Origin of the sequence: Phytohabitans sp. LJ34 (genome assembly GCF_052068095.1) — a bacterium.
Lineage (GTDB): Bacteria > Actinomycetota > Actinomycetes > Mycobacteriales > Micromonosporaceae > Phytohabitans.
Map to the genome: position 1 here is coordinate 1 of NZ_JBQHDG010000008.1, position 15447 is coordinate 15447.

The 15447-nt window shown below is 74.2% G+C and carries 15 protein-coding genes and 1 pseudogene; 5 read left to right on the plus strand and 11 right to left on the minus strand.

Annotation, left to right across the window (positions count from 1 at the left end; translation table 11 throughout):
* A partial coding sequence (locus ACTMTJ_RS15850; protein ID WP_441217172.1) for a copper resistance CopC family protein occupies positions 1 to 829 on the minus strand: 829 nt, incomplete at its 3' end.
* 183 nt (positions 830 to 1012) lie between these two features.
* Here ACTMTJ_RS15850 and ACTMTJ_RS15855 point away from each other — a divergent pair.
* Together ACTMTJ_RS15855 and ACTMTJ_RS15860 are read left to right on the plus strand one after the other, a co-directional pair.
* Positions 1013 to 1150 (plus strand): annotated as a pseudogene (locus ACTMTJ_RS15855) (hypothetical protein); the annotation flags it as partial.
* Between the two features lie 122 nt (positions 1151 to 1272).
* Complete coding sequence (locus tag ACTMTJ_RS15860; RefSeq protein WP_441217715.1) at positions 1273 to 1704, plus strand: sugar isomerase domain-containing protein; 432 nt, start codon at positions 1273 to 1275, stop codon at positions 1702 to 1704.
* Here the strand turns inward: ACTMTJ_RS15860 and ACTMTJ_RS15865 are convergent.
* Positions 1678 to 3420, minus strand: coding sequence for an ABC transporter ATP-binding protein (locus ACTMTJ_RS15865; RefSeq protein ID WP_441217173.1), 1743 nt, complete (start codon positions 3418 to 3420; stop codon positions 1678 to 1680). The two genes, ACTMTJ_RS15860 and ACTMTJ_RS15865, sit on opposite strands and share 27 nt — an antisense overlap.
* A gap of 73 nt (positions 3421 to 3493) precedes the next feature.
* Here ACTMTJ_RS15865 and ACTMTJ_RS15870 point away from each other — a divergent pair, with 73 nt between their 5' ends.
* A complete protein-coding gene (locus ACTMTJ_RS15870) occupies positions 3494 to 4060 on the plus strand; it encodes a TetR/AcrR family transcriptional regulator (protein ID WP_441217174.1) in 567 nt (188 codons plus the stop codon).
* Positions 4061 to 4123: 63 nt separating this feature from the next.
* Here the strand turns inward: ACTMTJ_RS15870 and ACTMTJ_RS15875 are convergent, their stop codons facing one another.
* Positions 4124 to 5677 (minus strand): MFS transporter, encoded by a 1554-nt coding sequence (locus tag ACTMTJ_RS15875; RefSeq protein WP_441217175.1) that lies wholly within the window; start codon positions 5675 to 5677, stop codon positions 4124 to 4126.
* Between the two features lie 112 nt (positions 5678 to 5789).
* Here ACTMTJ_RS15875 and ACTMTJ_RS15880 point away from each other — a divergent pair, with 112 nt between their 5' ends.
* Complete coding sequence (locus ACTMTJ_RS15880) at positions 5790 to 6431, plus strand: maleylpyruvate isomerase N-terminal domain-containing protein (RefSeq protein WP_441217176.1); 642 nt, start codon at positions 5790 to 5792, stop codon at positions 6429 to 6431.
* A gap of 3 nt (positions 6432 to 6434) precedes the next feature.
* Here the strand turns inward: ACTMTJ_RS15880 and ACTMTJ_RS15885 are convergent, their stop codons facing one another.
* The 4 genes from ACTMTJ_RS15885 to ACTMTJ_RS15900 form a co-directional block, all read right to left on the minus strand.
* A complete protein-coding gene (locus ACTMTJ_RS15885; protein ID WP_441217177.1) occupies positions 6435 to 7826 on the minus strand; it encodes a hypothetical protein in 1392 nt (463 codons plus the stop codon).
* A complete protein-coding gene (locus ACTMTJ_RS15890; protein ID WP_441217178.1) occupies positions 7823 to 8329 on the minus strand; it encodes a SigE family RNA polymerase sigma factor in 507 nt (168 codons plus the stop codon). Before ACTMTJ_RS15890 ends, ACTMTJ_RS15885 begins: the two co-directional genes overlap by 4 nt.
* A 62-nt stretch (positions 8330 to 8391) precedes the next feature.
* Positions 8392 to 9060 (minus strand): response regulator, encoded by a 669-nt coding sequence (locus ACTMTJ_RS15895; protein WP_441217179.1) that lies wholly within the window; start codon positions 9058 to 9060, stop codon positions 8392 to 8394.
* On the minus strand, positions 9057 to 10160 hold the full coding sequence (locus ACTMTJ_RS15900; protein ID WP_441217180.1) for a sensor histidine kinase: 1104 nt from the start codon (positions 10158 to 10160) through the stop codon (positions 9057 to 9059). The genes ACTMTJ_RS15895 and ACTMTJ_RS15900 overlap by 4 nt, the downstream gene beginning before the upstream one ends.
* Before the next feature lie 171 nt (positions 10161 to 10331).
* Between ACTMTJ_RS15900 and ACTMTJ_RS15905 the strand changes: the two genes are divergently transcribed.
* Entirely contained in the window at positions 10332 to 10730 is a 399-nt protein-coding gene (locus ACTMTJ_RS15905; protein ID WP_441217181.1) for a DUF6069 family protein, read from the plus strand.
* Here ACTMTJ_RS15905 and ACTMTJ_RS15910 read toward each other — a convergent pair.
* The 4 genes from ACTMTJ_RS15910 to ACTMTJ_RS15925 all read right to left on the minus strand — a co-directional run bounded on the left by ACTMTJ_RS15910 (position 10717) and on the right by ACTMTJ_RS15925 (position 15429).
* The gene (locus tag ACTMTJ_RS15910) at positions 10717 to 11919 is read right to left on the minus strand and encodes an alpha/beta hydrolase family protein (protein WP_441217182.1); all 1203 of its coding nucleotides are present in this window, start codon (positions 11917 to 11919) and stop codon (positions 10717 to 10719) included. The genes ACTMTJ_RS15905 and ACTMTJ_RS15910 overlap by 14 nt on opposite strands.
* 526 nt (positions 11920 to 12445) lie before the next feature.
* Positions 12446 to 13234 carry an NAD-dependent epimerase/dehydratase family protein gene (locus tag ACTMTJ_RS15915; RefSeq protein ID WP_441217183.1) on the minus strand — a complete coding sequence of 263 codons (789 nt, stop codon included), beginning with the start codon at positions 13232 to 13234 and terminating at the stop codon, positions 12446 to 12448.
* Positions 13231 to 14601: an aldehyde dehydrogenase family protein gene (locus tag ACTMTJ_RS15920; RefSeq protein WP_441217184.1), complete on the minus strand. Its 1371-nt coding sequence runs from the start codon at positions 14599 to 14601 to the stop codon at positions 13231 to 13233. Before ACTMTJ_RS15920 ends, ACTMTJ_RS15915 begins: the two co-directional genes overlap by 4 nt.
* Before the next feature lie 3 nt (positions 14602 to 14604).
* The gene (locus ACTMTJ_RS15925) at positions 14605 to 15429 is read right to left on the minus strand and encodes a fumarylacetoacetate hydrolase family protein (RefSeq protein WP_441217185.1); all 825 of its coding nucleotides are present in this window, start codon (positions 15427 to 15429) and stop codon (positions 14605 to 14607) included.
* Between the last annotated feature and the right edge of the window lie 18 nt (positions 15430 to 15447).

Here is a 15447-nt window from a genome sequence, read left to right on the forward strand (position 1 = left end):
CCGAGCCGCCGCCACGGGCCGACCCGGCCGGGCCGCCGCGGCCGGAGCCGCTCGGGCGGGAGCCGCCGCGCTTTCCGGACGCCGCGCCGGAGGGGCGGGGCCGAGCCGCCGGGGCGGGCCGGCGGCGCCAGCCCACGAAGCCGGCCACGGCGGCCGCGATCGCCACCGCCCAGCCGGACCAGGCGATCCAGCCCGAGCCACCGCCGTCCCCCGATTCGGCGGACGGGGCGGCGGCGGGCGGCGGGGCGGCCGCGGCGGACGACGGGGCGGACGCCGGTGGAGGCGCGGAACCGCCGGTCGAGCCGTGCTGCTCGGCGGCCGCGACGAGGGACGGGTCGGGCTGGTTGGTCGGTGGGCTCCAGCCCTGCGGCGCCGCCGTCGCCTTGCCGTTGTAGCGGAAGCTCATCGTGCCCCGCACCGGCTCGCCGTCGGAGGCGACCGACAGGTAGCTCACCGAGTACTGGCCGGCGGCGGGCAGGTGCGCCACCGTCACCACCGCGGGAAAGCCCGTCGTGAACTCGCGCGGCTCGAACTTGCCCTCGACCATGAAGTACTCGCGCACCGGCTTGTCCAGCGGCTTGGGCGAGCCGTACGTCCAGCCGTTGTCGACCCGCCCGCCTCCCGGTGCGGTGATCGTGAAGTAGGCGTTCGAGGCGACCTTCTCCGTGAAGTACAGCTCCACCGCGGTCAGCGGCTCGGCCACCGTGGACCCCTCGGCGGGCGTCGACATCGCGAGGGTGCCGTGTGCCAGGGCGGGGGGCGCGGCGGCGAGCACGGCGACCGTACCGGCGAAGAGGAGCGCGAGGACAGCGGAGAGCACACGGCGCATCGCAACATCATCACGAGCCTGGCCGGGGCCCACAAGGGCTGTACCAGATTAGACCAGACGGACCCCGGCGGAGCGTGCGCGGCGTGGTCGTGGTCTAGGGGAATCGGCGTGGTGGTCTAGCCCACGGCCCCTTGGCGTGCTTACGGGTGCCCTCAGCGGTGATCGTCCGGGAGGAGGTGGGACGTGCTGACCGGAGGTGCCGACAAGGCGGCGGAGGCGCGGGCCCGCCTGCTCGACCTGATCGACTCGCTGCCCACCGGGGAGCGGATCCCCGCCGAGCGGGAGCTGGCCGCGCGCTGGTCGGTGGCCCGCATGACGCTGCGCAAGGCGATTGTCCATCAAGGACGTCGTGATGTACGGCGGGGCCGACCCCGAGGAGATCCTCGACCCCACCAAGGAACGCGACCCGCGGCTCGCCCACCGGGTGTGGGGCGCTGCACGACATCCACCCGGCCGACGTCTTCCTCATCGCCTCCAACTCCGGCATCAACGGCGCGGTGGTGGAGATGGCCCGGCTCGCCCGCCGCAACGGCAACCGGGTCGTCGCGGTCACCTCGCTCGCGCACAGCGAGGCGGTGCCCACGCGCGACCCGGCCGGTGAACGCCTCTTCGAGCTCGCCGACGTCGTCATCGACAACTGCGGCGTACCCGGAGACGCCGCCTACGAGCTGCCCGGTGGCGCCCGCATCGTGCCCACCTCGACGATGACCAGCGTGCTGATCGCGCAGCTGCTGACCGCGGAGATCTGCGCGGCGCTGGTCGCCCGCGGCATCGACCCGCCGGTCTACATCTCCGAAAACGTCGAGGCCGGCGACGCGCACAACGCCGCCCTCAGGGAGCGCTACGCGTCATGCATCCGCCGCCACGAGCCCTGACCCCGCGATGCGCAGGGCCTCGACGAGCCGGCGGTACAGGTCGTCGGTGGCGAGCAGCTCCGCGTGCGTGCCCTGGGCGCGGATCCTGCCCTCCTCCAGCACCACGATGGAGTCCGCGTCGAGCACGGTGGAGAGGCGGTGGGCGATGGTGACGACCGCGCCCGCCGCGGCGCGCTCGCGGATGCACTCCTGGAGCGCCGCCTCGGTCAGCCCGTCGACCTGCGCGGTGGCCTCGTCGAGGAGCAGCACGTCGGGGGTACGCAGGATGGCCCGTGCCAACGCGATGCGCTGGCGCTCCCCGCCGGAGACCGCGCTCGACGTGAGCGGGGTGTCCAGGCCCTCGTCGAGGCCGTCCACTTTGGAGTCGAGCCGCACGGCGGCGAGCACCGCCCGCAGCTCCTCCTCGGTAGCGTCGGGGTGGGTGAAGAGCAGGTTGTCGCGGATGGTGCCGGGCACGACGGGCGTCTCCTGCTCCACATAGGCCAGACGGGCGCGCACGTCGCCGTGCCCGTACGCCCGGTAGGCCCGCCCGTCGAGGAACAGCTCGCCGCTCTCCGGTTCCAGGAAGCGGAGCATTAGCGAGAAGAGCGTGGTCTTGCCCGCGCCGGACGGTCCGACGATCGCGGTGTGGCCGCGGCGCGGGATGTCGAGGTCGATGTCGTGTACCGCGGGCGGGGTGTCCGGCGCGTAGCGGGCGGTGACGCCGCGGAGGGCGAGGATCGGGCCGGCCGGGTCCGGCTCCTGGCGCGGTGCGGGCGCCGCGGGCGGTGAGGCTGGCTCGACCTCGATGGCCTCGATCTGGCGGATGCGGGCCGCGGCGGCGACGCCGGCCTGGAGGGCGGTGACGTTCTGCGTCAGCTCGGTGATGGGGCCCATGAGCTGAAACGCGTACAGCAGGAAGGCGATCAGGCTGGAGATCTCCAGCAGCCCGCGGTCGGCCCGCCACGCACCGATGCCGAGGATCGCGATGACCGACAGCTGGATGCCGGTCCACGCGATGGTCCACACCACCGCGGTGCGGCGGGCGGCGCGGATGCTGTACTCGGCGGAATCCCGCGCGTCGGCGACGATCCGCTCGCTCTGGCGGGCCTCGGCCCGGCTGGCCTTGACCGTGCGGATGGCGCGCAGCGCGCCGTCGAGCGTGCCGCCGAGCCGGCCGACCGACTCCTGCGCGGCCTCCTGCGCCTTGGCGATCGTGGGCATGAGCGTGGCCATGATGGCGCCGACGATCACGACGGCGGCGAGCGTGCAGCCGAGCAGCACCAGGTCGAGCACGCCCATCAGCACGAGGGTGGCGAGCATGGCGAGGGAGCTGTTGACGATGCCGACGATGCTGCTCGACGCCTCGCGCAGCAGCCCCGTGTCGGAGGTCGCCCGGGTAACGAGCTCGCCGCTCGGCCGGCGGGCGAGGTCGCCGACGGTCGCCGCGAAGTAGCGCCGGATGATCGACACCCGGGCGTCGAGGATCACCTGTTCGGCGAGCGTGCCCATCAGGATCCACTGCCGCAGCGAGATGCCGGCCCCGACGACCACGAGCGCGATCAGCGCGGTGAGCGGCCAGGCCATCGAGCCGCCGAGCGAGTCGAGCACCCACTTGGTGACCATCGGGGTGGCGAGGCCGGCGGCGTTGGCCACCAGGCCGAGGAGGAGGCCGACCACCAGCGTCGGCGTGTGCGGGGTGAGAAAGGACGCGAGAGTGCGGATGCGTGGCCCCATCCGCCGAGTGGAACACAGTTGTTCCATTACGGTCAAGTGGAATTCCGTATAGGGACACTGATAGCCTGCTCACGTGGTGGACACGCACGACACGGCCAGCCGCGCCCGCACCCGGCAGGCGATCATCGACGCCGCCATCGCGGTCCTGGGCAAAAACCTGTCCGCCCCACTCGGCGACGTCGCCACGGCCGCCGACGTCGGCCGCACCACCCTCCACCGGTACTATCCGGAGCGCTCCGACCTCCTCCACGCCGTCCAGGCCGAGTGCGTGGTCCGGCTCAAGCGCGCCACCGAGCGGGCCCGCCTCGACGAGGGCACCGGCGCCGAGGCCCTGCGCCGTCTCTGCGAGGAGTTCTTCGACCTCGGCGACGTGCTCTCCGTCGTGTTCAGCGATCCACAGTGCCTGGAGGACGTCGACTGGGGCGAGCAAGGCACCTCGCAAGACCACTTCAAGGCGGCGATCGAGCGCGGCCACCGCGACGGCTCGATCGACCCCGACCTGCCGGCGAGCTGGCTTGAGACCGTGCTGTGGTCCCAGCTGTACGCCGCGTGGAGCTACGTCGGCGAGCAGGGCGAGTCGCGCCACCAAGTCCTCCGCATGATGGTCCGCACCCTCACCGGCGCGATCAGTCCCCGGTGACCGGCGCCGGGGTCTTGATGAGGGCGCGTGGCGTGCTGGCAGCGGGCCACGCGCCCTCGACCCTCAGGCGGCGCTCAGCGCGAGTTCCGGCTCGGGGTCCGCGGCCGGGGCGGGTGTGCCCGAGGCCGGCACGTGCCGGAGCGTCACCACCGACACGACCGCCAGCGCCACGAACAGCACCGCCGCCGCCGCGAACACGAGATCCATCCCGCCGGTGAAGGCGACCCGCGCGGAATCCAGCAGGTCTGCGCCCACCTGGCCGGGGAGCTGGCCGGCGACCGTGGTGGCGCCGACGACGTTCTCGCCCGCGGTGCCGGACAGGTCGGCCGGCACGCCCGCGGGCACCGCGATCCGGTCGCGGAACGCGGCCGTGGCGACCGAGCCGAACACCGCCACGCCCAGCGCCAGCCCGAACTCGCCGCTGGTCGACGAGAGCGAGCCGGCCGAGCCGGCCTTCCGCGGCGGGGCCGAGGTCATGATGATCGTGTTGGCCATGACGCCGATCGGGCTCGTGCCGATGTACAGCACGAACAGCGCGGCGATCAGCCACCCGATGCCGGCGGCCGGGCCGATGCGGGTGATGGCGAGCGCGCCAGCGGCGGCGAGCACGAGGCCGGCGGAGAAGATGTACGCCGGGCGGACGGTGCGGGCCAGCGCCGGGCCCACGTTGCCGGCCACGATCATCGCCAGCGACGGCGGCAGCAGCCACAGGCCGACGGCCAGCGGGCTGAACCCCTTGACCACCTGAAGGTACTGCGTGACCAGCAGGCCGACGCCGGCCAGCGTGAACGCGAGCACGAACGCCAGCGTCAGCGCGCCGCGCAGCCCGCGGTCGGCGAAGAGGCGCAGGTCGAGCAGCGGGCTGGCCAGGCGCCGCTGCCGGGCCACGAACAGGACACCGAACGCGAGGCCGGCGACCACCGCGGCCACCGCCGGCGTGTCCGGGCCGCCGCGGGCGATCTCCTTGAGGCCGTACACGAACGGGAGGATGGCGGCCAGCGACAGCGCGACGCTGTGCGGGTCGAGGCGGCCGCCGGTACGCTCCCGCGACTCGGGCAGCAGGAACGGGCCGGTCGCCAGCAGCAGGCCCATCACCGGCACGCTGATCATGAAGGCGGCGCCCCACCAGAACGCGTCGAGCAGCAGCCCGCCGACGGACGGGCCGACGACGACGCCCACCATGATGGCGGTGCCCCAGATGCCGTAGGCGGCGCCGAGCTGCTTCGGGTCGGTGAAGAGCTGGCGGATCAGCGCGAGCACCGAGGGCATCACGGTGGCGCCGGCGACGCCGAGCACCGCGCGGGCGCCGACGAGCGAGGCCACCGACGTGGAGTACGCGGCCAGCACCGACGCGGCGATGAAGAGCGCGGCGCCGGCCAGCAACACTTTGCGGTGGCCTATCCGGTCGCCGAGGTTACCCATCGTGACGAGAAAGCCAGCGATCATGAAGCCGTAGATGTCCATGATCCAGAGCTGGGCGGTGCTGCCCGCGCCGAGGTCGGCACTGAGCCTGGGCAGCGCGAGAAACAGGACGTTGAGGTCCACCACCGCGAGCATCGTGGGCAGGCAGAGGACGGCGAGCGCGAGCCAGGTGCGGGGTCCGGCCTTGGTCGGCATGGTCCGATCTCCTTACGGTGCGTGGCGGCGCCGGATGCGCCTCCCTATCCACGCGTCGACCGGGCCGGCCCGGGATCGACACCGCCGGCGAGAAAATCCGAAAATCTTCTCCATGACGGGTACCCGAGACGACTTCATCGCCACCGCCCGCGCTGTCGCGCCCCTGTTCCGTGATCCCGCGGTGGCCGCCGCCTGGGGCGGGCCGAGCGCGCTGGCCGAGTTCAGCGTCGGCGGCCTGGCCGGGCATCTCGCCTACCAGGTGCTGGCGCTGCCGGACGTGCTGGCCGCGCCGGAGCCGACCGAGCCGGTGATCACGCTGATGGAGCACTACGGCCGGGTGGAGTGGATCGGCGCCGACCTCGACGCCGAGATCAACGTGCGGATCCGGCGGGGCGGCGACCAGATCGGCGCGGAGGGGCCCGGGGCGCTCGCCGACCGGTACGACGCCGCGGTGGACGCCCTCGCCGCCGGCCTGCCCGCCGCGGCGCCGGACCGCGCCGCCCGCATCCCGCTGTGGGGGCCGTGGTCGATGCGCCTGGACGACCTGCTGGTGACCCGCATGATGGAGCTCGCCGTGCACGCCGACGACCTCGCGGTCAGCGTGGGGGTCGAGGCGCCGCCGGTGCCGCCGTCCGCGGTCGAGACGGTCGTCGACCTGCTGTCCCGCCTGGCCGTCCGCCGCCACGGCCCGACCGCGGTGCTGCGCGCGCTCAGCCGGGCCGAGCGCGCGCCGCGGACGATCACCGCCTTCTGAGGATCAGAGCCCCCAGCTCGAGACCGCCAGCGATGGGCGCATCCAGTCGCCCGGCGGGACGAACGCGAGGTTCTCGCCGGACGGCGTCAACGCCCTGACCCCGACGTCCGCGCTGGCCGGCACGGGCAACACCGCGGCACCGTCCACGACCGGGGCCGTGGCCAACGGCCCTTCGCTCCGGTAGGCCACGATGTGGGAGGCCCCCCTCGGCGCGATCACCAGGATGCTCCGTGCCTTGTCCCGGTCGCCGAGCGGGACGGCGACCGTGGTGTCCGGATCCGTGGGGTCGAACCCGCTGACGGTGAACCGGATCGCGGTCCCGACGCTGTTGGTCACCGGGTTGACGTGGTCGTACGTGATCTGGACCTCGCCGATCCAGCCGCCGCCCACCGCCGGGGCGGCCACCACCTTCGCCTGCCCGTCGTAGGAGCCGTCCAGTCCGGGCACGGTGCCGGTGATCCGTCCGGCCCAGATCGCCCTCGGGAGCGCGGTCACCTCGTAGCCGACGCCGGACGCGAAGTTGAAGATCGCCTCGCGCCAGGCAGCCGGGACGGGCCCGCGCCGCGCGCTGGCCGCCAGCTCCGCCATGTTGGCGTCCATGAGCGACTGGCCGTGGAGGCCGCCCGGGCCGGGTGTCATCTCCTTGACCAGGCCGCCGCAGGTGACCCGCCACCACTCCGGGCGGAGCGTGGCGCCGGTGCGCACCAGGTAGGAGCCGGTGGGTTCGTCCTTCCAGTCCTTCACGAGCGGCCAGGCGGCGCTGGCGAACTCGCATCCGGCCGGCGCGATCCCGACGTAATAGCCCTGCTCGCGCAGTGTCATGTACGGCTCCAGCGCGTCGCTGACGCCGCGCACCGACGAGGCGAGCTCGGCCGCGCCGGTGCCCTTCGGCGCGACGAGCCAGGTGGCGGCGGCCGGCCACTCGTTGGGCGCCGGGTCGGCGCGGACCAGCGCGACGAGCGCGACCCGGTGGTCGCCGACGTCGTCCGCGAAGAGCACCCGGACGTTGGAGAGCGCGGTGCCGGCCGGGCCGATCGACCCGCGGCGGTGGTCCTCCAGCAGCTTGCCTTCGACGGCGGCGACGTAGCCCCGGTCGGCCGCCACCGCGCCCCGCCGCGGCGAGTCCGCCAGCCGGCGGGCCCACTCCACCACCTGTGGCCAGCCCGGGTCCGGCTCCCGCACGGCGGTCTCGTCCACCCGCCGGGCCGAGCCGCCGGCCACCACCGCGCCGGTCGCCGAGAGCAGCGTCACCGCGGCGAGCCCGAGCCCCATCAGCTGGCGCCGGCGCCGCCGCCGGAGGCCGGCCCGGGCCCGCTGGTACGGGTCCGGCAGCGGCCGCAGGTCCTCCGCCATCTCGGCCAGGATCCGGCTGATCCGCTCCTCCACAACCATCACAGCGCCCTCTCGATCTCGATGACCGGCGCATCCGCCTCGAGCGCCTCCCGCAGCCGCGCCAGGCCCCGCGACGCCCGGCTCTTCACCGTCCCGACCGAACAGCCGAGCGCGGCCGCCACCTCGGCCTCCGGAAGATCCGCCAGGTACCGCAGCACGATCACCGCCCGGGTGCGGGCCGGCAGCGCGCGCATCGCGGCGTACACGGCCTGCCGCTCCGCGATCCCGTACGCGGCGTCCGGCGCCGGCCGGTCCGGGAGGATCGCGGTCAGCACCTCCCGCATCCGGTGGCGGCGCCACACGCTGCTCAGGTGGTTGACCATCACACGCCGCAGGTACGCGACCGGGTCGTCGATCCGCCCCCACCGGCCCAGCACCTTGACCAGCGCCGACTGGACCAGGTCTTCGGCCTCGTGCGCCGACCCGGTGAGGTGGTAGGCGATCCGGAGCAGCTCGACGTACCGCGTGTCGACGAACTCCCGGAACCCCTCGTCGTCCCTAGGCATGTGCCCCCGTCCATATGGTCCTACAGAGTAGGAGCGCACCGGGTGCCGAAAGGTTGACGCCGCTACGTTGCGGATCCGGGCCGGACGAGTCCGGTTTCGTACGCGAACACGGCCGCCTGGACGCGGTCGCGCAGGCCGAGCTTCATGAGGATCGCCGAGACGTGGGTCTTCACGGTCGCCTGGGTGAGGAAGAGGCGCTCGCCGATCTCCGCATTGGTCAGCGCGCGGGCCACCAGCGTCAGCACCTCCGCCTCGCGCGCGGTGAGCACGTCCAGCCGGGCGGACTGGGACGGCTCGGCGGGCAGGCCGGTGGCGAACCGGTCGAGCAGCCGCCGGGTGACCGTCGGCGCGAGCAGGGCTTCGCCGCGGGCCACCACGCGCACGGCGTCGGCCAGCTCGGCCGGCCGGATGTCCTTGAGCAGGAAGCCGCTCGCCCCGGCCCGCAACGCCGCGAAGACCGGCTCGTCCAGGTCGAACGTGGTCAGCATGACCACCCGCGCCCGGCTGCCGGAGTCGACGATCCGGCGGGTCGCCTCGATGCCGTCGAGGCGGGGCATCCGCACGTCCATCAGCACCACGTCGGGATCGGTGGTGGCGGCCAGCTCGACGGCCTCCTGCCCGTCGGCCGCCTCGCCGACGACCGCGATGTCGTCGCGGGCCTCCAGGATCATCGCGAACCCGGCCCGGACCAGCTCCTGGTCGTCCGCGAGCAGCACCCGCACGTCGCTCACGAGACCTCCGCACGGAAGTGGGCCCGCAGCGGCAGCCGGGCGGCGACCCGGAACCCACCGGCGGGCAGCGGGCCGGCTTCGAGGGTGCCACCGAGCAGCCGCGCCCGCTCGCGCATGCCGATCAGCCCGGCTCCCCCGCCCCCGGTCGCCGGCACCGCGCTGCCGTCGTCGGTCACCTCCACCAGCAGCGCGCCGTCGGTCCAGCGCAGGTCGACGCCGGCCCGGGTGGCGCGCGCGTGGCGCAGGGTGTTGGTGAGCGACTCCTGCACGATCCGGTACGCGGAAAGGCTCACGTTGGCCGGCACCTCCCGCGGTACGCCGGCCCGGGTGATGTCGACCGCCAGGCCGGCGGAGCCGAGCGAGGCGGCGAGCGCGTCGACGTCGTCGAGGCCGGGCCGGGGCCCGCTCGGGTCGGGGTCGCCGGGGCGCATGGTGTCCAGCATCGCGCGCAGCTCGGCCAGTGCCGCCCGCCCGTGCTCCTGGATCGTGTCGAGCGCCGCGCGGGCCTTCTCGGGCCGCGCGTCGAACACGTCGGCGGCGGCACCGGCCTGCACGACGATCAGCGACACGGTGTGCGCCACCACGTCGTGCAGCTCGCGGGCGAGCCGGGCCCGCTCGTCGGCGACGATGCGGCGCCGCTCCTCGGCCCGCCGCACCGACCGCACCCGGGCTAGCTCGCCCCAGCTCCAGCCGAGCAGGGTGCCGAAGAGCGCGATGACGAAGTTCTGCCAGCCGCCGGTGGCGAGTTCGAGCGGGGTGAGCGCGAGGATCAGGCCGAGCACCCACAGCGACTCGCGCGGCGGGCGGAGCCGGGACACGTAGGTGAGCGGCGCGGCGATCAGGCCCAGCCAGCCGACGTGCGAGGTGACCGCCTCGAAACCGGCGCCGGCCAGCAGCGCCACCGCGGTCGCCCACCAGATGTGCCGGCGCGTCAGCGACAGCGAGGCGCCCTGTGCCACGGCGCAGGCGGCGGCCACGGCGAGCCCCGCCGGACCCGGCCGGTCGTCCGGCACGCCCAGCACGAGCGTGATCAGGCCGGCGGCGAGCACGGCCCCGAACATCCCGTCGAGGAGGGCGGGCCGGCAGCGGATGGCGTTCATGACCTTCACGGTAGGCGGCGGCCGGGGCGCCGCCATCGGACTGGCGACCGACCGCGCGGGGGTCCGGTCTCCGTCCCGCGACCGAGGGCGGGTCCGGTCCGGCGGGCGATCCGGGACGAGCCCCGCGCGGCGGATCGTGGTCGGCGTCAATCGACTCAGGAAGGTGCCCCGATGACGACAACTCTTGCCCCGAAGTCCCGCCCCGTCGCCCGTACCCGTGCGGTCTGGATCGTGGGGGCGGCGGCCGCGACCGGCACGATCTGGGCGATTGGCCGCGGCGCCGGCGCCGATCTCACCGCCGGCGGGCAGGCGGTGACGCTCCCGGCGGTGGTCGTCGTGACCTTGGTGGTCGGCCTCGCCGCGTGGGCGCTCCTGGCCATCCTGGAACGCGCCATGCGGCGCGCCGCCACCGCCTGGACCTGGGCGGCGGTGGCGGTGCTGGTGCTCTCGCTGGCCGGACCGGTCGGCGGCGCGGAGACCGCCGGCGGCGCGGCCGCGCTGGTGGCGATGCACCTCGCGGCCGCCGCCGTGCTGATCCCGGGCCTGCGCCGGACGGCTAGGAGTCGATGAGGTCGGTCCGGTCCTCGATCTCCGGGTAGAAGCGCTCCGGATGGTCGAGGACCGGCTCCCTCTGTCCACAGAGGAACTTCTGGAAGAACGCCACCGTCACGCGGATCAGGATCTCCTGGCCGCGCGCGTCGCCGATGTCGCCGAAGTTGAGCCGCCAGGCCTCCGGTGGGATCTTCTCCTTCAGGCCCCACCGGCCGGCGCTGCCGCCCAGGTCGACGAAGCGGTAGTGGCCGGCGTCCAGCAGCCGCAGCCACCGGTGCCAGCCGCGCAGCCGGGGCAGGAACGTGGCCCAGGACGGGTCGAGCACGGTGTCGTGGTACGAGCTGCCGAGCACCAGGAACGGCTTGCGCAGCCCGGCCTCGGCCACCGGCCCGATGATGAAGCCGTCGAGGTCGACACCGGCCACGAAGCGCCGGTCGGCGTGGAGCACCGCCGCGGCCGTGCCACCGCCGAACGAGTGCCCGAACATGCCCACCCGCCGCGTGTCCATCGCGCCCGCGAGGCCGGGCGGGAGGCCGGCCCCGGCGGTCAGCCGGTCGAGCACGAACCGGGTGTCGGCGACCCGCACGGCGAGCAGCCTGTTGAGGATCGCCTGGCCCGCCTCGGAGAACGGGTCACCGCCGGCGCGGCAGAACGCCAGGTCGCTGGTGCCGACCACGCGCCCGCCGGGAAACTCGACGGCCCACGACTCGCGCGTGCCGCCCAGCGCCACGACGACGTACCCGAGGCTGGCGAGCTGCTCGTTGACGGCGGTCGAATCGGTACGCGAGGCACACAGTCCATGGTGGAAGAAGACCACCTTGTGCGTGCCCGGCCGGGCCGGCGCCCCGAGGCGGCTGTTGGTGGTGGCGGTGAACGCACCGGCCGGCACGTCGGCGTGCATCTGCTGGAGGGCGGCCGCCTCCCCCGGCGGGACGTACGGCGCCAGCGGCTTACCGGGCGCGGGCCGCGCGGGGTACCAGAGCTGGACCATCAGCTCGCGCACCCCACCGGCCGGATCCAGCGGGTCGACCCGACCCTCGTCGCGCATGTGGACGAGCGTCGTGCCGGTCGGGTAAGGGCCGGTCGGTCGGGGCAGCGTGATCGCGACATCGTCAGCCGCGCCGGCGTGCGCGCTGGGCACCACCGCCGCTGAGCCGCCGATCAGCAGCGCCGCCACCCCCGCGGCAACCATCTTCATCGGACGCATGGCCCCACCTTCCCGGTCCGGCGGAAGGCGAATCCAGTCACGAAGATGAATTCTCGGTGTATCCGCTCCCGCTCTCCGGATCCCGGCCGGTCAGCGCCTGGGATCGTCCGCCTGAGCTCCTCGGCCTGCTCCGGCGTGGGCGACACGCGGTCGGGCCCGGTCTTGCCCCGGCCACCCAGTCGGCATCGTCGATGCCGCGAGTAACCGCCGCGACGGTGTGAACAGCGCGCAATGCGAGATCTTGGAGAGCTAGGGCGCTATTTCAACCCTAAGTCCCCTAGAATCTCAAAACCCGACCCCGAGGCTGGTGACGCTGCGTCAGGATGTCAGAGGAGGGGGTCTGCGCACACTCCACTCGCCTGTGCCATTCCAATCCTGATGGTCCGGAGGCTCAAAGGGGTAACCGCAACCAAGAAACCAGGGTGAGGCCGCGGGAGCAACGGCATAGGCCACGGCGAACGTCGCGGTAGCCCAATCTTCGGATACGGTCCGGACGCGGTCGATCCACTATGGACAGGTGCGGGGGTCAGGTGTCGTGGTGCCAGCCCAGCAGGCGCTCGGCCTTGGCGCAGTCGAAGAGGGCGGCGTTGCCGCGCAAGGGCTGGCGCAGCGGTACCTCCGGGTAGAAGGTCGAACACAGGCGCGCCGTCGGGGTGTCCACATAGGTCCGTGGCGCCACGATGTAGAAGACCTCGTGCCCGCGAAAGTCCGCCGACAACGCCAGCAGGCAGGCCCGTGCCGCCGCGGGCCGCAGCACGTAGCCCCAGAGGTCGCGGACCGCGAACCCGCCGCGATCCGCGTCGTCCGGGGTGATGCCGGTCGGCGGCTCGTCGCGTACCCAGTGCAGCCGCAGGCTGGCGATGGACATGTGGGAGAACCGGCGGGCGATGCTGTCGGCCTGCGTCTCGGCGATCCACTTGGAGAGGCTGTACGGGTCCTCCGTGTACGACGGGTGCGACTCGTCCAGCGGGAAGTAGTCGAAGCGGGGACGGCGCGAGTAGCCGCCGCCGATCGCGTTGACGCTAGAGGCGAGGCAGACCCGGTCGATGCCCAGGTCGGCGGCGGCCCGCAGTGCGGTGTAGCTGGCCGTGACGTTGTTGTTGTGCACCTCGGGCTCGGGCCGCGCCTCGGGCTGGGGATGCGCGGCCAGGTGCACCAGCGCGTCGCACCCCACGAGGGCCGCGTGGAGCTGCCCGTACGAGGTCACGTCGACGTCCGGCAGGTCGATCGCCACTACCTCGTGCCCCTCGGCGCGGGCGAGGTCGACGACGGCGCCGCCGACCCGGCCGGCCGCGCCGGTGACCGCGATCTTCACGGGGTGAGCGTCACGGTGGTGGTGCGGGTGTAGAAGTCGCGTGCCGCCGGCCCCTGCTCGCGCGGCCCGTAGCTGGACTCCTTCGCCCCGCCGAACGGCGCGTGGAAGTCGACGCCGGCGGTCGGCGCGTTCACCTTGGCCATGCCCACGTCGAAGCGGGGCGCGAGGGTGAGCGCGTGGCCGAGGTCGCGGGTGAAGAGCGCGGCGACGAGGCCGTGCCGCACCGCGTTGGCGGCCTCGACCGCGGCCTCGGGCGACGCGGCCGGGACGACCGCGCAGATCGGGCCGAAGACCTCCTCGGTCAGCAGCTCGTCGCCCTCGGGCACGGCGGTGACGACGGTGGGCCCGACGAACCACCCGGCACGGTCGAGCGGCCGGCCGCCGGTGAGCACCTTCGCGCCGTGGCTCGCCGCCCGGTCGGCGGCGCCGGTGACCGCGTCGCGGGCCTCCTCTTCGATGACCGGGCCGACCGCGGTGCCGGGCTCGGCCGGGTCGCCGACGCCGAGCGCCTCGACGGCCGCGACGAGCCGCTCGGCGAAGCCGTCCGCGTCGCCGACCACGATGACGCGGCTGGTGGCGGTGCACTTCTGGCCGGCGTACCCCATCGCGGCGGCGGCGATCGCGCGGGCGGCGGCGTCGAGGTCGGCGTCGGGGAGCACGACCGAGGCGTTCTGGCCACCCATCTCGCACTGCACCGGGATGCCCCGCTCGGCCGCCGCGCGCCGCACGTGCGACCCGGCGCCGACCGATCCGGTGAACGACACCGCGTCGGCCAGCCCCACCAGCGCCGCGCCGGCCGCGCCGCCGCCGGTGACCACCGTGAACACCCCTTCCGGCAGCGCCTCCGCGAACAGCTCGGCCAGCCGCAGCGCCACGGCCGGCGACTGCTCGGCCGGCTTGAGCACCACCCCGTTGCCGAACGCGAGCGCCGGCGCCGCCTTCCACAGTGGAATCGCGACCGGGAAGTTCCACGGCGTGATCAGGCCGGCGACACCGTGCGGGCGGCGGCGGGTGTGCAGCAGCGAGACGCCGTCGGCGGCCGGGTAGACGTCGCCGTCGGGCAGCAGTGCGGCCTGCGCGAAGTACCGCAGGATCGCCACGCCCCGGGCCACCTCGCCGGTGGCCTCGCCGACCGGCTTGCCGACCTCGCGGACGACCAGCGCGGTCACCTCGCTGGCCGCGGCGGCGAGCGCGTCGGCGCAGGCGCCGAGCGCGGCGGCCCGCTCGGTGGCCGGGCGGCGGGCCCAGCCGGCGCCGGCCGCGCGGGTGCGCTCGACGGCGCCGGACACCTCGGCGGCGCCACCGTCCGGCACCCGGACGACGAGGTCGTCAGGCGACTGCGGCGATCGGCTCTCGATGTGGTCCACGTTTCATCCCCCTGTACCGACTACCGTCACCGGATTGCGCAGAGTTCCTACCCCGCCGACGTCGATCGTCACCACGTCGCCCGCGCGCAGCGTGAAGTCCCGGTCGGGGACCACGCCGGTGCCGGTGAGCAGCACCACGCCGGCGGGAAAGTCCAGCGCGCGTGTCAGCCAGGAGACCAGGTCGTCGTGCGTGCGGGCCAGCCGGGCGGTCGACGTCTGCGCCGCCCACGCCTCGGCGCCGTCGCGCTCCACCCGCACCGACACCGGGAACGGGCCGGGCCCCGCCTCCCACACCGGCACGATCGCCGGGCCGAGCGCGCACGAGCGCGTGTACACCTTGGCTTGTGGCAGGTAGAGCGGGTTTTCGCCCTCGATCGAGCGGCTGCTCACGTCGTTGCCGACGGTGTAGCCGAAGACCTCGCCGGCCGCGTTGACCACCAGGCCGACCTCGGCCTCGGGCACGTCCCACCCGGAGTCGGCGCGGATGCCGACCGGCTCGCCGTCGCCGACCACCCGCGCGGCGGTCGCCTTGAAGAAGATCTCCGGGCGGGACGAGCTGTACACGTGGTCGTAGAGGGCGGCGTGCCCCGACTCCTCCCGCCGCCCCTCGCGGCTGCGCTGGTAGGTGACGCCGGCCGCCCACACCTCCTGCGCGTCGACCGGCGCCAGCGAGCGCGCGCCGTCCATCGGCTCGGCGGCGGCCTCGTAGCGGGCGCGGGCCTCGGCCAGCGGGAGGGCGAGCAGGTCGGCGAGGGTGGCGCCGAGCCCGCGCAGGGCGCCGTCGTGTGAGACGGCCCAGCCGGCGGCGGTGCGCACCAGTCGAGTCACGAGCGCGATCGTATCCGC

Excerpts from the sequence above, each read along its gene's own strand:
- ACTMTJ_RS15865 (WP_441217173.1), bottom strand. The coding sequence starts at position 3,420 with ATGGGGCCACGCATCCGCACTCTCGCGTCCTTTCTCACCCCGCACACG.
- ACTMTJ_RS15875 (WP_441217175.1), bottom strand. The coding sequence starts at position 5,677 with ATGCCGACCAAGGCCGGACCCCGCACCTGGCTCGCGCTCGCCGTCCTC.
- ACTMTJ_RS15880 (WP_441217176.1), top strand. The coding sequence starts at position 5,790 with ATGACGGGTACCCGAGACGACTTCATCGCCACCGCCCGCGCTGTCGCG.
- ACTMTJ_RS15890 (WP_441217178.1), bottom strand. The coding sequence starts at position 8,329 with ATGCCTAGGGACGACGAGGGGTTCCGGGAGTTCGTCGACACGCGGTAC.
- ACTMTJ_RS15900 (WP_441217180.1), bottom strand. The coding sequence starts at position 10,160 with ATGAACGCCATCCGCTGCCGGCCCGCCCTCCTCGACGGGATGTTCGGG.
- ACTMTJ_RS15905 (WP_441217181.1), top strand. The coding sequence starts at position 10,332 with ATGACGACAACTCTTGCCCCGAAGTCCCGCCCCGTCGCCCGTACCCGT.
- ACTMTJ_RS15910 (WP_441217182.1), bottom strand. The coding sequence starts at position 11,919 with ATGCGTCCGATGAAGATGGTTGCCGCGGGGGTGGCGGCGCTGCTGATC.